The organism is Cetobacterium sp. ZOR0034, assembly GCF_000799075.1.
In the GTDB taxonomy this organism is placed as follows: domain Bacteria; phylum Fusobacteriota; class Fusobacteriia; order Fusobacteriales; family Fusobacteriaceae; genus Cetobacterium_A.
Map to the genome: position 1 here is coordinate 1 of NZ_JTLI01000018.1, position 17,727 is coordinate 17,727.

Annotated in this window: 17 protein-coding genes; all 17 read right to left on the reverse strand. The window is 27.1% G+C overall.

Going from position 1 to position 17,727, the window contains the following annotated elements; genetic code table 11:
- The coding region (locus L992_RS05180; RefSeq protein WP_047394768.1) for a type IV secretion system protein at nucleotides 1-1,248 on the reverse strand (1,248 nt) is incomplete at its 3' end.
- 1 nt (nucleotide 1,249) lies between these two features.
- On the reverse strand, nucleotides 1,250-2,002 hold the full coding sequence (locus L992_RS05185; RefSeq protein ID WP_052193907.1) for a hypothetical protein: 753 nt from the start codon (nucleotides 2,000-2,002) through the stop codon (nucleotides 1,250-1,252).
- Between the two features lie 19 nt (nucleotides 2,003-2,021).
- The gene (locus tag L992_RS13100; RefSeq protein ID WP_052193908.1) at nucleotides 2,022-2,519 is read right to left on the reverse strand and encodes a toxin-antitoxin system YwqK family antitoxin; all 498 of its coding nucleotides are present in this window, start codon (nucleotides 2,517-2,519) and stop codon (nucleotides 2,022-2,024) included.
- 58 nt (nucleotides 2,520-2,577) lie between these two features.
- Nucleotides 2,578-4,872, reverse strand: a complete 2,295-nt coding sequence (locus L992_RS05195; protein ID WP_047394771.1) for a DNA topoisomerase — start codon at nucleotides 4,870-4,872, stop codon at nucleotides 2,578-2,580.
- A gap of 14 nt (nucleotides 4,873-4,886) precedes the next feature.
- Entirely contained in the window at nucleotides 4,887-5,048 is a 162-nt protein-coding gene (locus tag L992_RS13460) for a hypothetical protein (protein WP_156110646.1), read from the reverse strand.
- Nucleotides 5,049-5,087: 39 nt separating this feature from the next.
- Nucleotides 5,088-5,309, reverse strand: coding sequence for a hypothetical protein (locus L992_RS05200; RefSeq protein WP_047394772.1), 222 nt, complete (start codon nucleotides 5,307-5,309; stop codon nucleotides 5,088-5,090).
- A 45-nt stretch (nucleotides 5,310-5,354) separates the two neighbouring features.
- Nucleotides 5,355-5,477: a hypothetical protein gene (locus L992_RS13815; protein WP_255360701.1), complete on the reverse strand. Its 123-nt coding sequence runs from the start codon at nucleotides 5,475-5,477 to the stop codon at nucleotides 5,355-5,357.
- Nucleotides 5,478-5,906: a hypothetical protein gene (locus L992_RS05205; protein ID WP_047394775.1), complete on the reverse strand. Its 429-nt coding sequence runs from the start codon at nucleotides 5,904-5,906 to the stop codon at nucleotides 5,478-5,480.
- Complete coding sequence (locus L992_RS13465; RefSeq protein ID WP_156110647.1) at nucleotides 5,903-6,046, reverse strand: hypothetical protein; 144 nt, start codon at nucleotides 6,044-6,046, stop codon at nucleotides 5,903-5,905. The genes L992_RS05205 and L992_RS13465 overlap by 4 nt, the downstream gene beginning before the upstream one ends.
- A gap of 13 nt (nucleotides 6,047-6,059) precedes the next feature.
- A complete protein-coding gene (locus L992_RS05210) occupies nucleotides 6,060-9,038 on the reverse strand; it encodes a hypothetical protein (RefSeq protein WP_047394778.1) in 2,979 nt (992 codons plus the stop codon).
- Nucleotides 9,038-9,493: a hypothetical protein gene (locus tag L992_RS05215; RefSeq protein ID WP_197053385.1), complete on the reverse strand. Its 456-nt coding sequence runs from the start codon at nucleotides 9,491-9,493 to the stop codon at nucleotides 9,038-9,040. The genes L992_RS05210 and L992_RS05215 overlap by 1 nt, the downstream gene beginning before the upstream one ends.
- A 53-nt stretch (nucleotides 9,494-9,546) precedes the next feature.
- Nucleotides 9,547-12,441 carry a hypothetical protein gene (locus L992_RS05220; protein WP_047394783.1) on the reverse strand — a complete coding sequence of 965 codons (2,895 nt, stop codon included), beginning with the start codon at nucleotides 12,439-12,441 and terminating at the stop codon, nucleotides 9,547-9,549.
- The gene (locus tag L992_RS05225; RefSeq protein ID WP_047394787.1) at nucleotides 12,441-13,133 is read right to left on the reverse strand and encodes a hypothetical protein; all 693 of its coding nucleotides are present in this window, start codon (nucleotides 13,131-13,133) and stop codon (nucleotides 12,441-12,443) included. Before L992_RS05225 ends, L992_RS05220 begins: the two co-directional genes overlap by 1 nt.
- A gap of 125 nt (nucleotides 13,134-13,258) precedes the next feature.
- Complete coding sequence (locus tag L992_RS05230) at nucleotides 13,259-13,876, reverse strand: hypothetical protein (protein ID WP_047394789.1); 618 nt, start codon at nucleotides 13,874-13,876, stop codon at nucleotides 13,259-13,261.
- A 43-nt stretch (nucleotides 13,877-13,919) separates the two neighbouring features.
- Nucleotides 13,920-14,639, reverse strand: coding sequence for a fimbria/pilus periplasmic chaperone (locus L992_RS05235; protein ID WP_047394791.1), 720 nt, complete (start codon nucleotides 14,637-14,639; stop codon nucleotides 13,920-13,922).
- A 306-nt stretch (nucleotides 14,640-14,945) separates the two neighbouring features.
- Nucleotides 14,946-15,146, reverse strand: coding sequence for a hypothetical protein (locus tag L992_RS05240; protein ID WP_047394795.1), 201 nt, complete (start codon nucleotides 15,144-15,146; stop codon nucleotides 14,946-14,948).
- Nucleotides 15,147-15,448: 302 nt separating this feature from the next.
- Nucleotides 15,449-17,727: autotransporter domain-containing protein (locus tag L992_RS05245; RefSeq protein ID WP_047394798.1), on the reverse strand; the 2,279-nt coding region annotated here is incomplete at its 5' end.

Here is a 17,727-nt window from a genome sequence, read left to right on the forward strand (position 1 = left end):
ACTTCCTGGTGTCGCTCCTGTTCCTCTGCTATCACCAGTTTCTTGACTATTACTTCCTGGTGTCGCTCCTGTTCCTTTACTATCACCAGTTTCTTGACTATTATTTCCTGGTGTCGCTCCTGTTCCTTTATTATCACCAGTTCCTTTAGAAGATAAATTACCATATCCCATTTTTTGAGCTAGATTATCTACTCCTAACTTTCCTGCACTATACATCCCACCAAGAGTACCTCCCGCAACACCACCTGCAACTTTTCCTAAACTAGAGCCGATTGCTTCTCCTGTTGGTCCGAAAACACTTCCTGCAAGACCTCCTGCCATTCCTCCTAAATCTGCTCCTCCTTTTATTCCATCAAGAGTACCTGAAGCAATTTGCCCTCCACCTCTTGCTACTGACCCTGCCGTTGAAACTCCTTTTCCTAAAGTATTAGTTGCCATTGTTAATCCTGCTATTGCTGTTGTTAATCCTGCTGCCCCTGCTCTTAGTGCTTCATTCGCAGATAATGCAGGACTTCCAGTTAATAAAGCTGTCGCTAAATTCGGTATTGACATTATCAAGTAAGCTAATAATGCTATTGTAACCGTAGTTGCTATAGATGAATTAAAAGTTATATTTTTTAAAGAAATTGAAGAAATAATTTTTTCAGAGAGTAATAATATTATGTTTAAAATACACATTTTTATAGAACATCCTACTATTGTTTTTAATACATTGGTATAATAACTTTCTCCAACTTTTATTGCTCCAAATGGAATAAAAATAATACTTAATCCACACAATAAGTAAAATTCTATCCAAGTTATTATTATTTGAAAAGCGATAAATGAAAAAGATAAAACAATAATTAGTATAATCAATAAAAATATCCATGTTTTAGGATTATATCCTACTATATCCCAAATTTTTGTTGATAAATTAAGTGCTAAATCTATAATTTTACTAGGAGATTCTAAAAAATCACTTGAACTCAAACTTTTACCCAAAGCTAAATTTCCAATTTTGATAAAACCTAATCTTATTTCTTTTAATAAATATGTATAATTTTTAATTATGAAAAGTAACATTCCTACTTTCATTATTTTAGCTATTAACCATTTTATCCAATCTGTTTCCTCTACTTTAAAAACCATATTTGCAATATCTATAATTGTTAAAGTACATAGTAATGCTAAAGAAGCATTCGTTAAATTATATGGAATATCTCTTAAATAAGGAATAAATATATTCAAAACATCTGTTAATATCAATTTACCACTCTCCGTTCAAAAGATTAGCTTTTTTATTTTGATTAGTGTATTCGGGATCGATTTTTTTTAATTTTTCTATATTAGAATTATCAATTGCTTCTTCTTGAATTTGTTTTAACATTACAGCATTTTGAGCTTTTAATCCTTCAGCCATTAATGTTCTTTGCTCTCCTAATATTTCAATTTGCATTCCTGCAAATTGAGAGGTAGCTTGTAATACTGCTTTTTGCCCTTCTGCTGAGTTAGCTGCACTCATTATTGTTCTAATTCTTTGAGAGTCATTTGAAATTTTACTTACATCTCCAATTTCTAAAACTCTATATGCGTCAGTTATTGAATTTTTAGCTTCTCCTAATAATCTATTACTATACTCTAGTTGCTGATCAAAAGTATAATTATCAAAATCTTTAAAATCTTTATATAAACTTTTAAAATTTTGTTGAAAATTTTTATAATTATTTATTTCAGATAAAGATTGATTTCTAATATTTATTATAGATTGGATATTTTTTTGTAGCATATCCAATTGTCCTGTTGTTAATTCTCTTCCTAAACTAGCCATATTTATTGTGTCATTTTTTATTTGTTCCAATAAATTTTTATTATGCTGTACTTGCTCTAATGTTTGTTTAACAGCTTCCACTTTAGTTAGCATATTAACCTGATGATTAGCAGGGTCATATACAGTTAATCCAAAAATTTTTGTTGATAATAGAACCATTATATATAATATTAATTTTATATTTTTTATCATCTATGTTCTCCTTTTTATTTTATTCATATTTCAGGTCAAGTGTTAAAGGTATATTACTTGTTTTATTTTCTAAAGGTTGCTCATATTGTAAAAGTAAATCTTTAGATTCATTTGTTGAACTGGTCTTAACTTTAAAAATTAGAATTGCTAGTATTAGTAATATCCCTATTATGCAACCAGTTAATAATTTTCCTAAAGAGTTCAAAACTATTGTTTTTTTTCCTTTGATATAATTTTTTTCTTCTGAATATTCAATCCACTTGCCATCTTTTAATCCATTTACATAACTACCTTCTTCTCTTAATACTCCATTAGAGTATTCTTTATAATAACCATTAATAACTCCATTTTCATAGTAACATTCACATTTCAACTTTCCGTCATAATCATATTTTTTACAATAACCATGTCTTACGAAATCATCATCTGTACTCTGAATAATTTCATACTCTTCTTCTATTTTTCCATCTAAAAAATAATTTTTTATAATTAATTCTTTGGAATACATTTTTTTCATTTTTAGTTCACATCCCCTATTTATTTTTAACTATGCTTCAAGTTGAAGCATAGTTAATTTATTTTTTGGTATTTACATATCCCGTTTGTTCAAAATTTACAAAATCACCATTTATTTTTATTTTTAAGTATGCTTCATACTCTTTTCCACCCTTTGAAGTAAGTTTAAAAGCAACATCTTTATTAGAAAGTAAATTTTTAACTTTTACCTTTGTTAGTTTTAACTCATTTTGAAAGTGCTTCATATTTTCATATAATTTAAACTTACATCCCTCTTTATAATTTCCACAATAGTAATTTTTTTTCTTTTCTTTTGTTACTCCCTCATAAATATCACCACCACATTTAGGACACTTCCCTATAACTTCTTTCTCTATATTACTTGATGATAATATTGGTATTTCAGGATTTGAGTTTTTAAATTTTATAAAATTATCTATAACACTTTTATATAAATCTTCTTCAGTTTTAGTACCATTAATTATTTCCTCTTGAAGTACCCACCATTCAGCAGTTAAGGTAGGATTTTTTAAATCCATTGGAGAGATTCTTATTAAATCTCTTCCTTTTTGAGTTGAAATTATATTTTTTCCTTTTCTTTCTATAAAACCTAATTCTAATAATCTTTCAATTATATTTGCTCTTGTTGCAGGAGTTCCAATACCACCTGATTCTCCTTTCTTTCCCTTGTCTTTTTCTTTTAATAATTTTTTTATTTCAGGATCAGAAACATATTTAGAAATAGAAGTCATATCCTTTAATAAACTAGCTTCTGTATATCTTGTAAGTGGTTTAGTTTCTTTTTCTTCAACTAGATCACTTACGAAATTTGAGCTATATGTTCCTGGAACTAATTTTGATAAATCTGTAGAATTTTCTTCATTATCAGAATCTAATTTATCATTTAAATAATTTTTAAAACCTGGAATAATAATTCTAGTAGATGTTGATTTTAAATCATTCTCTAATACCAAAGTTGAAATTGCTTCAGTTTTTTCTTTTACACAATTAGGTAAAAATTGAATTATATAGTAATCACAAATTGCTTTGTAAACATTTCTTTCTTTATCTCCTAATTCACTTATATTAACCTTTGTTTTCGTAGGAATAATTGCGTGATGTGCTGTAACAAAACTATCATTAAAACATTCTGAAGCAGGAAATTTTTTAGTATTTAATTCAGGAACTATTATATTTAGATTTTTTAAAACAACATCCATTACAATATCAGCTTCATTATAATGTTCTACACTCAAATATTGACAATCAGAGCGATTATAAGTAATTGCTTTATATTTATCTCTTAAAGTTTGGGTAAGCTCTAAAGTATCTGAAGGTGAATATCCCCATTTTTTATTACAATAAATTTGTAATTCATTTAAATTAAAAGGAAGTGGTGCTTTTTCAATTACTTTCTCTTTTTTTATTTCAATATCAAAAGATTTATTTTGAGAATATCCTTTTAATTCTTCATAAAATTGCTTATTATACTTTTCTTCGCTATTCTCTTTAGGTAATACATACTTTAGTCTTAAAGGTGTATTCTCTTTCAAATTACAAATTTCATCTAATAATTTTTTTTGATAATCTGCTTTTTTATCTTCATCTACAAATTCATTTTGATAAAGATTATATAATTTATCTAATTCAGCTTTTTCATTTTTATTTGAAGATTTTATAACCTCTACATTTAAACTATAATCAAAATATTTTCTTTTCTCATGTGATTCAATTGATAAATCTCTATTTACTATCATTCCAAGAGTTGGAGTTTGAACTCTACCTAAAGCTAACCTTGAATTACTTCTTAAAGAGTAATATCTTGAATAATATATTCCTACCATCATATCAGCTACACTTCTTGCTCTAGCTGACTTATACAATGTTTCATAATTTTTATTATTTTCTATTTTTTCAAATGCTTTTATTATATTTTCTTTGTTATTATCGTTTATCAAAACTCTTTCAACAGGTTTTTTATTTTTAAAATAGTGTAAAACTTCATCAATTAAAAGTTGACCCTCGGAATCTGGATCACCTGCATGGATTATAGAATCACATTTTTTTAATAACTCTTTTATTACATTTAGCTGTTCTTTTGTTGATTCAATTGGTTTTAATTTATCTCCCCAATTATCTATAATTATTGGTAACTGCTCTAGCTTCCATTGTTTTTCAACATATGTTTCAGGTTCTATTTCTTCAGGGTACATTAGCTTTAATATATGTCCAACAGCCCATGTAATTAAATAATCTCCTTGTTCAATATACTTGCCTTTACTTTTTTTCTCTCCTGGAAGTGCTTCTGATATAGCTCTTGCTAAATCAGGCTTTTCTGCTATAATTAATTTCATTTTAACCTCTCTTTTTAATAAATTTTTTGATTTAAAAATCTCTCTAAAATTTGCTTTACAACTTCTTGTTCTTTCATTTTTGTATTAATAGATATTTTTTTTAACTTTTTTTTGCTTTCACTACTTAAATTTATTTCCACTACATATTTTTTTCGCTTTCTTTTAACTTTTTGCATACTAGCCCTTCTTTAACTTTGCTTCAAATTGAAATAAAGTTAAGATATAATCCCTAATTGTTTTAATTTCAAGAAATTTGAAATTATAAAATCTGTAGTTTTCCAATCATAAATTTCTTTTTTTATTTTTATAATTGTTTTATCTTTATTTATTTTTATATTTTCATTTGAATACGGAATTATAAATTCTTCTTTTCCTTCTAAAATTAAATCAAATAATTTATTTTCGTCTATTGTTATATTTATTTTCATTTCAACCATATATTTAACTCCTATCTTATATACATTTTTCCTCATTTAGTGGTATTACTTTTTCTTAATACTAATAACAATTGTATTATCATCTGCTTTGTCTACTTCCATTTTCATATCCTTAGCTATTCCTACTGTTGATAATACTAGAAAAGCTAGTGTAATTAGTTTTTTCATTTATCCTCCAATTTTAGAGTATTCAGAAATTATAATTGGTGTATACCCTGTATACTCTCCCTCTATTATTTTGGCTTCCTCTCCTTTATCTATATCTCTTTTATCCAGTAGAGCATAGAACTTTATATGCTCTACTTCTTGAGATAAAACAATCTCTTTTTCAGGAATTTCCATCCCGTATTTTTCTATTTTTATCCATTTTTTTCTATTTGTCATTAGTCCTGATTTTGGAAAATCAAAAGTAATCTTTTTTCCAAAATCACTTTTTTCTGCTCTTATTTCAATAGTTCCATAACCTGCTATTTTTTCACTAGATAACTTTTTAGTAGAAAGATACTCGAATCTCAGAGGTTCAAGTATCTTTATTTCTACCTTTGCAAAACTTAATATATTAGTTATTAAAAATAAACTTAGAATTAAATTTTTCATATTCTTATATCTCCTATACAATCAATTTCACTTCGATATTTCTCTCCGTTTTCTTTAACTAATACCTCAACTTCTTCATAAGAAAATAAACTTCTTAAAAAATTTCTATGTCTAAAGACAACTACATAATTTTGGTTCATTTTATACCTCCATTTATTTTATCCTCATTTCAAGAATCGCTGACCCTGAATATTCTCCTAACTCTTGATTGGCAGGAACATCTAATTTCCCCTGGATTTTAACTAAATATCTTCTACTAGCTTCTTTTCTAACAAGAGTTTGAAGATTTCTAGCTTTTAAAATAATTCCATTCTTATTAAACATTTCAGGACTATCTGTATTAAGACTAAATTCTATATTTGTTATATCTTTTATCATTTCTAATTTTATATTTGCTTCAGCAGATCTATTTTTTGCACCTGCTATTATTGTCCCAAAATCTAAAATTTCTTGTTGAACAATATTAAATGGTGCGTCAGGTGCTTTCAAAGTAAATACATGATTCATAATTTCATTTGTTCCTCTTACGATTCTTACTTGAACATTTACATTTTTATTAACAATCCAGTTATTTAAAGCTAAATTTAATTTTCCACCTTCTACTTGAACCCCAATTTCCCCATTTGTAACTTTAACATTTTGCTTAGGTAATGTTCCTGAAGCTCCAATTTCATAATAAGTTTCTCCAATTGCTCTTTTACTTTTTCTAGCTCTAAAGTTATCAGATATATATATTTTATCTCCTTGATTCATATATGGGATTCCTGCACCATTTGTACTTTCTAAAGTTACACCCTGGATATTTTCTAAAGTTATTGGTAATGGCATTGATAAATCTAATCCTTTAAATTTTGCAAAAGTTCTAATTTGATATGTATTATCATATTTTAATGTACTATCACCTTGTACTTTTATTGGTGCTTTTATATTTAAAGTATGAATAGAGATTTCATTTGTTCCTCTCTTTATTTTTATTCTTATATCCCTTCTTGGTTCTAAAACTCCCCAATCTAACACTTTTACTCTTAATTTACCTGCTTCTACTTTATAAGCGAATCTTAAAGTATCTATTGTTATTTCGATTTCACCTAAATTCCCTGAAGCTCCTACAGTTGCTTGAACTCCATTTATATCAAGAATATCTCCTTGTAACATTGTTACTATTCCTGCTCCTGTTGAGCTTTCTAATGTTACATCTCTTAAATTATTCTCTAAAGCTAAAGATAACGGATTATCTAAAGACACACCATTAAAAGCTATATAATCATTTATTGAATAGTATTCTCTTAAAGTTAATCTCGAATTTCCTTCAACCTTCTTTGGTGCTTGAATACTTATTATTTGTTTTGAGATTTCATTTGTTCCTCTTATAATTCTTACTGTAGCTTCTCTTTGAGGTTCTTGTACTCCCCATGAAATAGGTCTTATTCTTAACTTTCCACCTTGAACTGCATAATTTAAGGCTAAACTTCCTAAAGATATATTTTTCTCTCCTAAAGTTCCTGAAGCTCCTATTTGGTTCTGAACTCCATTTATTTCTAATATATCCCCTTGTTGCATTGTTACAAGTCCTGCTCCTGTTGAGCTTTCAAGTGTTACTCCTGTTACACTATTTTCTAAAGACAATGCAGTTGGACTATTTAAAGATACTCCATTAAATACCACAAATTGAGTATTTGGATAAGTTTCTACAAACTTTACTCTTGAAGTTCCTTCAACTCTTTTTGGTGCTTGAATTGTAAATGTATGTCTTACTGCTTCTGCACCACCTTTTAAAACTTTTACTTCAAATGTTCTACTCGGTTCTAACACTCCCCAATTTGTTAATGCTAGTCTTAACTTTCCATTTTCTGATTTATACTTATAACCTAAAGTTCCTATGCTACCTTGTGTTTCTTCCAAATTACCTGAAGCTCCAATTGTTACTCTTGCTCCATTGATTTCAAGAATATCTCCTTGTTGCAAAAATGCTATTCCTGCACCTGAAGTTGCAAAACTTAATCCTGGTACAGAATTTTCAACTCCTAAAGAACCACCATTATTATCAGCATTAAAATTAACAAAAGATTTGTTATAATTCTCATTAAATGTAAGTGTTGAGCTTCCTATTAATGTCTTTATAATGTATTTAACATTAACTTTTGTAGTATGTGTCCAATAATATTCCCACGATTGTGCCTCCTGATCATCTCCACCCGAATTTTCTTTGATATATTCAAGACCTAATCCAGATATAGTTAAATCAAAAGAGAAATTTTCTTTTGGATAATCTTCAAATTTTATTCCTATATGTGAATTTCCTGAATAATAATTTGGTGTTCCTGTATTTTCTAATCTTATATTCAAACCATCTTTTGAATAGTTTAAAGTAGGGTAAGTAACAATTTTACTATACTTATACTTTCCTGTTGTTCCATAGTTTCCAGCTGGTGCAGAAAAAACTTCATCACCATTTATTTTTATTTTGGCTAAAGAATTAAAAACAAGATCACTTTTAAATAATTCATGTATTGATGGATAAAATAAATTATAGCCTGCAATGTTTACATATCTTGACGATATAATTTTTAAACCCTTTTGAGTTGTCGTTCCATATTGTGCGTTTGATCCGTATGAAGCTGATAAAACTTTAAAAATACTACCATCATAGTCTGAAGAAATTTCTAAATTTATTTCAGAGGTTGTATTTTTATCTCCCATCCAATTAAACCAACCATATACATTTACTTTATATATTTTTTTTACAATGCTATTATCAAAAATATTAATATATATGTCCTCAAATATATTATCTAGTTCTAATACATTATTAACTTTTTGGTAATTTAAAATATTTTGTATTGTTTTTTTTGTTTTCAAATTATTATTTTTTGTTACAATAACAAATTTATTGTTTTTTAGATCATCATTCAATGGAATATACAATCTTTTATTCTTAATATATCCTATAATTTCTTGGGTTTTAACCTTTGTTACTGAAATATTCATTTCAGCTCCATCAGGTTTTTTCTTTAAAGTTTCTGCTGTTGTTATAGCTTTTTCAGGGTTATCATAAATATATGTATGTGGAACTTCTGAAAAAGAAATGCTGTTTAATATCAACATCATTATCATTACAATCTTTTTTATCATTACTGTTTCACCTCTACTGTCATGTACACTTTCTTTTCATGTGTACCCTCTTTAGATATATTAGCTCCCTCTATAACAACCATGTTGTCATCTATGATCCTTTTGTTCAAAAATTTTGGGGAGTAGATATATGTATCTACTTTCCCATCACCATCTATATCAATTTTATCTTGACTATACTTGACCTTATAATGGTCTTTTAGAGAAGGTTCTTTATTAAGTTCTAAAGAAAAAGGTACTTCTACCTTTTCATCATCTACTACCATAGCCTTTATATCTACATCAGAGATAATCTCCAATGGAACTACTACATTTAATTTAGATTCCATCATTACAGTAGTATTAGATAGCAGCTTCCTTATACTTCCATCTTTTTCTGTTTTATCTTCAGTAGGTAATTTAGGTATATCTATATCAGTATTTCCCGTATTTGGAATTACTGGAATAGTAGGCATTACATTTGAAAAACTTAATATATTAATTAGCATAAAAAAGCCTAGTAAATTTTTCATATCTTGTTATCTCCTTTCAACATAGAAATTCCATGTTCTTTTATATTAAATACATAGTAATTACTATCTGTTTTATCTACATAAGTTAGTTTTACAATTTCATCATTGATACCATCTATTTGATGATCTATTCCCATATAGACAACTTCTATTAAATATTTTTTAGGTAAAAGTCCTGATATTTCAAATATTCCTTGTTCATCTGGAATAGCTCTATCTATTACTTTTCCATTTGTATCTTTTACTGTTACAAGAAGTTCTTCATACAATCTCATTTTATCAATTGAATTAAGTTCTAAAATGTCCTCTACATTGATAAATCCTGTAAGAGTTAGCATTGGCTTTACAGGAATATGAGCTACTATAGTAGCTGTATTTTTCCCTTGAACTTGTACCTTATTATTTCCTAATAGGAAATTAGGTTTTTTAATTTTTGGCTCTAAATCATAAGTTACATAATTTGGAACTCCATAGAACATAGCTTCTCCATTTTCATTGGTATTTATCTTTTGTTCTCCTATTTGAACCTCAACATTTTTAATAAGTTCCTCTCCTTCGTCATAAATGTCATTATCATTTTTATCTACAAATGTAATAACTTTAAGAGGTGAACTATCCATATTTTTGATTTTAGCAGTTGGATTTCTTAAATCAGTAATGTGATCTATTCCGAATTTGTGTTCTTGGTTTCCTTTTTTATCAATAAACATTTCGTAGTCAAACCAGTTGTTGTAATTAGTTGAGAATCTAAATGTAAATTTATCTTTCTCTTGCTCTGTATATCTAGCTTCTAGGTTATAATCAAATAATCTATTTCCGTTGCTAAAGATACTGAAGGCAACTTCATAATCTTTACCATCATTTTTCCAAGTATTCTCTAGTTTAAGAGTTGCTGTTCTAAGTCCTGTATAATAAGTATTAAAGCTATATTTTCCTTTATCTTCTGTATGGTATTCATATTCACCAGTTAATAATAAATCTTTATATGCTTTTGAATACTCTATGCTGTATTTATTAATTTTTTCTTTATAATCTATTCCATAGATTCCATCCCTTTTAGTTGCTTCTTCTCTTTCATATTCTAGGTCTAAAGCCTTTATAGGAGTGTATCTTACATAGAATTTTGTCTTGTATTTATCTTCGTAAAACTCCCCTTTACTTTCATGTTCAAGTCTTAATCTAACTTTTTTAATATCTATTTGACCTAAGAAGTCATAGGAGTAATCATCTTTGGTATTTTTTTCATTTACCTTATACTCAAACTCATTAAATACTTTATCCCCACCAACTCTTAATGTGTATGGTAGTGAGTAAACATAATCAGAATAAACAGCTTCTAATCTTCCTTTGTCCAAATACTCATATTCATCATTTATTAGTTCGGGTTCTCTTAAATATCCCATTCCTAATGTTAAATGATCTGTAAGACCATAGTAAACTTTAGAATCTGTTGTTGGTTTTCCACTTTCGTGATTTTCACGAATATTTATATCGTATTCAACTTCACCCTTATTCTGTTGATTATAATTTGAAGTTGTATTTATATCTTTTATTAAAATTTTTCCATCAGGAGTATAAATTTTCAATTGATAACTTCTATCCTCTTTAATTTCATCATTTTTAAACTCCACTACCCCATTCGTTGCATTTTGAATATCTATTATGATACCCATATATAAAAGTTCAACTCTACTTCCAAGAGGTACATTTTCTTTTATAATATAATTTTTAGAACCTGTTACTATGTATCCCTTATCTTTTTTAAAAGATATATCATACTCTCTAGCTCCACTATCCATGTATTTATAATTTCCAATTTCCAAAGTATGACCTTTATAAATATCGTCATATCTTAGTTTTATATCTTCAAACATATGGTTTCTAACATCATAATTTGCTGTTATTTCTCCATAAAGAAAAGCTCCTTGATATTCAAGATTGGCTTCCCAATCACTTTGCCAATCTCCATTTTTCTCATATTCATTCTTTTTAAAAATTTGATTAAGCTCTGTTCTTAAATATCCTAATTCAAATAACTTTTTATCATTTGTATAAAGAATATCTTTTGTTGTTTTCCCTTCTTTTAATAACCTCTCATTGTTATTTTGTCTTATTCCTATTTCTTCAGGTGTTGAAAAATTTAATGTCATATTAATTTTTTCTTTCTCTTTAGAAAGAGCTAGATTAGTTAAAAATAATTTTCTAAAGATGTCTTTTTCCAAATAAATATCTCCATCAAAGGCTTTGATACTATCAGAAGTTAGTTTTAATTCTTGATTATTCTTTAAAATTCTATTATTTTTTGTGTCTATAACTACATCTTCTAGGCTATCACCTAGCTTTGCATTTATATTATTTTCTATTCTTTCAAAATTTCTAAAATTTATTAGTTCAAAAAATGTGATTAGGGGAAAATAAACCTTTTCATTCTCTATAAATGGAGAATAAGACTCACTTTTTTTATCTCCATTTATGTATAATGAAAAAAGATGGATACCATCTTGATTTATTTCACCCCCATTTTCTAATAAATATTCTTCTTCACTTATAAGTCCTTTTGCTTTTAGTTCTTCTAATTCTCTAGCTGTAGCTTGTCTTATTTTTTGATTTTTAATTTTATTATTATTAAGACCTTCAGTTGCTACTTTCTCATTTTTATTATCTTGATTTATTGAAATATTTATATCTTCATCTACAAAATTATTAACTTCAATATTTTCAATATTTTTTAAAATAATATTCTCTTGTTTAAGATTTTTAATCTCATTAGTCTGTATTTCTTTTGGTTCAAATTGCTTTATATCTTCAGCATTTTTTTTAGGAATATATTTTGCTGAAACAAGTAAAAGTGCGATAACTCCTAAAAAAATAATAGTATTTTTCTTTTTCATTATTTCCCTATCCCCTTTTCTAAAATTTTAATTCCTTCCATATCTGTTATTACTAATCTTGGATTTCTAAGATTATCTATATCTAATTTTTGATTAAAAGTATTTTTATAACCTTTTAAAAGTCTAAAACTATCAAGATATTTTGCTTCTTTCAAATTATCACTTTCTAAGTAGGCTTCTACTTTTGTTCTAATCTCTCCAATGTTAGAGATTTTAAAACTAAGTTCATTATTTTTTAATTCTAAGTCATCTATTTGAAGTTTTGGTTTTAAATCTCCTACATATCCTGCAAGTTCTAACTTCAAATCTGTATAAATAATTACACTTCCATTTCCCTTTTTTTCAATACCTGGAATATTTATTTCTTTTATCCCCATTATTGCTGTATATTCACCTTGTTTTGCTTCTTTTGGTGCTTCTATATAAACTCTAACTTTTTCACTTTGCCCTGGTTTAAGTTTTAAACTTTTAGGGTAAAATTCCATATATGGTGTCATATCTAGTCCATTATCACTTTTTTCCTTATAAAGCCTATATCCAACTTCTTTAGCAGTTGGATTAGTAATATAAAATTCTTGTGTAGCTCCTTCTTTATCTATTCGTTTATCAAAGATAACAGGTGCTACTTGCATATATGCAAATGTTTTAAAAGTAAGTATAAAAAATATAATTAATTTTTTTAAGTTTTCCATCTAATCCCTCCATTATTTTAAATTTATTAAATAGAGAGCAAGAAAAAATATTCTTGCTCTTAATTTAATGAATCTAACTAACTTTTATTATTTGTTTTTACTTTACTTCAAATTGAAGCAAAGTTTTATTTAACTGTTAAAGTTGCTGTAAATGTTCCATTTCCTACATACATTCCAGGGTCAGCTTTAGTTCCTGCTTTGATTACTGATTGTACTAAAGTTCTCATATTGTTATCTGTTGCTTTTATAGGTCTTTCTTGTTTTATAAAATTAAATTCTGTTGGCATAGTCATTGTTGTTGAACCTGTATCACCTACAGAAGATAATTTATCTAAAGTTAAAATATTTGTTGTTGGGTCATAATTATTATTTGTTGCTAAAGCGAATTGACCTGTATATTGAGTTGTTCCTACTTTCCCACTTGCGTCTGCTGAAAATGGGTGATTATCTGTTCTTTTTAAAATAGCTGTTCTTTCAACAACTGATCTATTAAGTGTTCCTGCTAATTTTGTTCCATGATCAAATACCATAGTGTCGTAAATATTATCATTTTCATCAACGATTACTAATTCTGGTCCTTTTGGTGCTATATTTACTCTAACTTCAAAAGGTACTCCTGCTCCCACTTTATCTCCTGGATTTGTTGCACTTAAAGTTGAATCAACCATTTGTTGAGTTGAAGCTCCAAATGCCATTGATGATACTGTTAATACTGCTAATGCTCCCATTAATAATTTTTTCATAATTTAATTCCTCCTGTTATATATAATTTCAAACTATAAATTTTTAGATTTTTATAGTTTGTTTTAAAACTTTAATATTGTTATAATCGTAAAAAATTATATTTTTTGCGTGTTGTGGTATCTCTACATCTATAACTGTTTCATTCCCATTAAATAATCTTCCAACAGGATATAAAACTGGCAATAAAACATTATTTGAATCTGTAAACCCTACAGCTAATTCATATCCTCTACCAGTTGAATTTTTAACATTCGATCTGAATTTCTTTTTTCCATCTTTTTCATAAAATTTTTCCTTAGATAATTCAAACGGTTTAGTTAAATCACCAACATGAGCAAACATTTCAAGTTTTAAAGCCTGTTTAATTTCAAAACTTTGACTTGTTGTTCCTCTTTTTAATTCTTTTAAATTTGGAGATTTCAAAGGCTTTATTTCTAAATTAAAAGAATATTCTCCATCTTTTAATTTTGAATCTTCTTTTACATATACTTTAAAGCTTTTTTCTTCTAAAGGCTCAATAGTTAAAACTTTTGGATATATCGTTACTAATTTGGATATATCTGTTATCTTTTTTGTATTTGTCGCTTCTAATTTATATCTGATTGGTTCTTTAGAAGTATTCACTAATGTAAATTCTCCATAACCACCATCCAAATCAATCCTTTTATCATAATTTAAAGGATAGAATTTTAGAGCATAGCTCGGAACTACATTTATAATAAATATAAATGCAAATAAGATTGACATTAAAAATTTTTTCATGTTAAATTTCCTCCTGATTTTTGATTAAATAATAAAAAAAGTCCTGCAAAAACAAGCACTTAAATAAGCACTTACTTTTACAGGACTACGTTATCATTGTTTCCGATTTCCCTGACGAAAATATTCAATTGAAAATTAATTAAAAACAAGGACTACGGTATCACTGTTTCACGATTTCCCTTTATTTTTAGTTGCATTAATTTCTACTAGAATTATATCATATATTCTTTATTTTTTCTATAATTTTATTGTTCGTTTTTAAACTTTTAATTATATTTTATAAATTAATAGTATCATTTCAATATATTATTTTAATGATTTATTTTTAAGTCTTATCCTATGTTCTAACTCCCATTTATATTGAAACATAAATCTTAATTGATTATCTATATTTATTTTTTCCATTGTATCTAATTCATCATCTTTCTTATCTAAAAATTGTAAATATTTTTTAATTCGATTACTTAATTGTTTTAATTCACTTTTCATTTCTTTTAAACTATTCATTATTCTAAACCTCTAAAATATTTGTTGGACTAAAAATTGAAAACATATTCATTATTCAATTTTTAGCCCTCTTGTAACTCATTTTCTTTTTTACATTTACTACAAATTATTATTTTCTTTTTAAAGTTTATATAATCATAATCTACATTTCCACAGTTTTTGCAAACAAACATATTCCACTCCAAATAATTACAATTAAAGTTGCTATAGCTTTTTTTATCAAAACGCCCTGATTCATCCTCTCCCTTACAGAGGAAGAGGTTTTCTCAGGGCGTTTTGATAAATTTCTTTTAATATTTTAGTTAAAATTTATAACTCATTCCTGCTGTTCCTAAATATTCAGAATCAAATAGATATTTATATTCTACATACCCTGTTAATCCATTTTTTTCAAGTTCTAATTTAATTCCTAAATCTTTATACGAATCCTTATCATACTTTGATACCTTAACTGAATCAGAGCTTATATTATTTAATTTAACACTCATTGAATCATATGGGTTAGCTAGTTCATGTAAATATGTTCCAAATGCCTTTATTGTGCTTTTTACAGAGTTTAAATCAAATTCTTTTCCTACTTCAATTCCTGCTCCTGCTTCTACAGACCATACATTTTGCTTTTCAACATCTAATCCATAATTACCTGATTCATTAATAGAATCTTGCATTAAATATGTTGCATTTACTTCCACTCTAGGTTTTACAAAGAAAGAACTTACAACATAATCTTTAGATAATATATTGTTTAATCCAATCCACTTATTATCTAAATCTCCTTTTTGGCTTCCATAAACATCACCAAATTTTAGATCTCTTTTTAAATCTCCTGAAGATAATCCAAAGAATAGATTATTTGTTAATTGAACATCATTATTTTTATAAATTGAGTACATATTAAGTTGACCGAATGTATCCTCTCTTTTTGCATTATCCATATCAAATTTAGCATTTAATGTACCTATATTAGCAATAGTTCCTAATCTTAATTTAGCATTTATTTGTTTATCTGCTCCTAAGAATACTGATGATATATCTTCTTTATATCCACTTAAATTTGAGCTATCAGCCTTTATATTCTTATAATCTGCTCCACCTATAACTCTTAATTCTTTAGATGTTGGTTGATTAAATACGTTATTTACTAATGTATCTCTATTAAATCTAATAGCTTCTAATGTTTGTTTCTTTATATTTGGGTATATATCATTCCCAAATATATTATTTGTTGCTCTTGTAAATTCATCTGCACTATCTATTAATTTCAAATTATTATATAATTCTTGTCTTAAAATATCTCCATCTACATAGTTGTTTTCTAAATAGTTTGCAAAATTTGAATTGCTTATAATTTCATTAAAATTCTTTCTATTTAATTCTGTTTTAGAATCATTTACAGTATACATAACAGAGTTCGATAAAATATCTCCATCATGTTCTTTTATATTTATATTATCTTTAGATAATACGATATTATTTTCAAAGTTATCTTTTGCATAATCTCCTGATAAAAATAAATCTCCTACAAACTTATCTACATCAAGTTTTCCATTTACTCCTTGAATAAACTTTCCATTATTAACAATAACTTCTCCAGGTGCTTCATCTACTCCTGTTATTGTTCCGTTGTTTTCAACAATACCACCTAGTTCACTTATTTTTACTCTACCATTTACTATTCCTTCATTAATAAATTTAGCAGCTCTACCTGTAACATCTACTAAACCATAAACTACTCCATCTTTAGAATTTATAGCAATTGTTTCTTCTCCATCATAAGACATTGCACTCATAGCAAAAGCAGGTTGTGCAACAACTCCATTTTCAGGATTTTCATATATCCATGCTTTAATTATTCCATTATTAATAACTTTTCCACCATTCCCTGCTGTTAAACCTGATCTTTCTGTTTCAATTAGTCCATTATTTACAGCAGTTGAATTTGGATTTACAGCCCACATACTTGAATACATTCCTTTAATTGTTCCATTATTTATTAATGTTGCTCCTGATGTTGTAACCATTCCTATCCCAGCAGGAATTAAATTATTTGGATTAGCTTCTATTAACCCCGTTTCACTATTTGTTACTGTTCCTGATTCAGCATAAATTCCAACTCCACCAGGAATATCAGATTCACCATCATTATCTAAATCATGTCCTGTTCCTTGAATAGAAATTTTACCATTATTTATTGTTTCTCCTGATTTTTGATAAATTCCAAAACCTTCACCTTTTAAATTGCTTTTTGTTAAAGCTCCTGACGTTGTTATATTTCCATCATTTACAAATTTTCCTCCATCTATAAAAGCTCCTGTTACAATTTTGTTATATTTTCTATCAGCAGTTAATTCAATATCAGAAATAATACTTAAATCCCCTTTATTTATTAATTCTTTTCCTACTTCTATTGTTCCTAAGGCACTTAAATTTCCAGTTGTTCCAGTTGAATTTATAGAAATATTTTGCGTATTTTCTACTGGTGGTTCAGGATTTACTGGTGGATTAATTGGTGGTTCTACTGGTGGTTCAGGATTTACTGGTGGATTGATTGGTGGTTCTACTGGTGGTTCAGGATTTACTG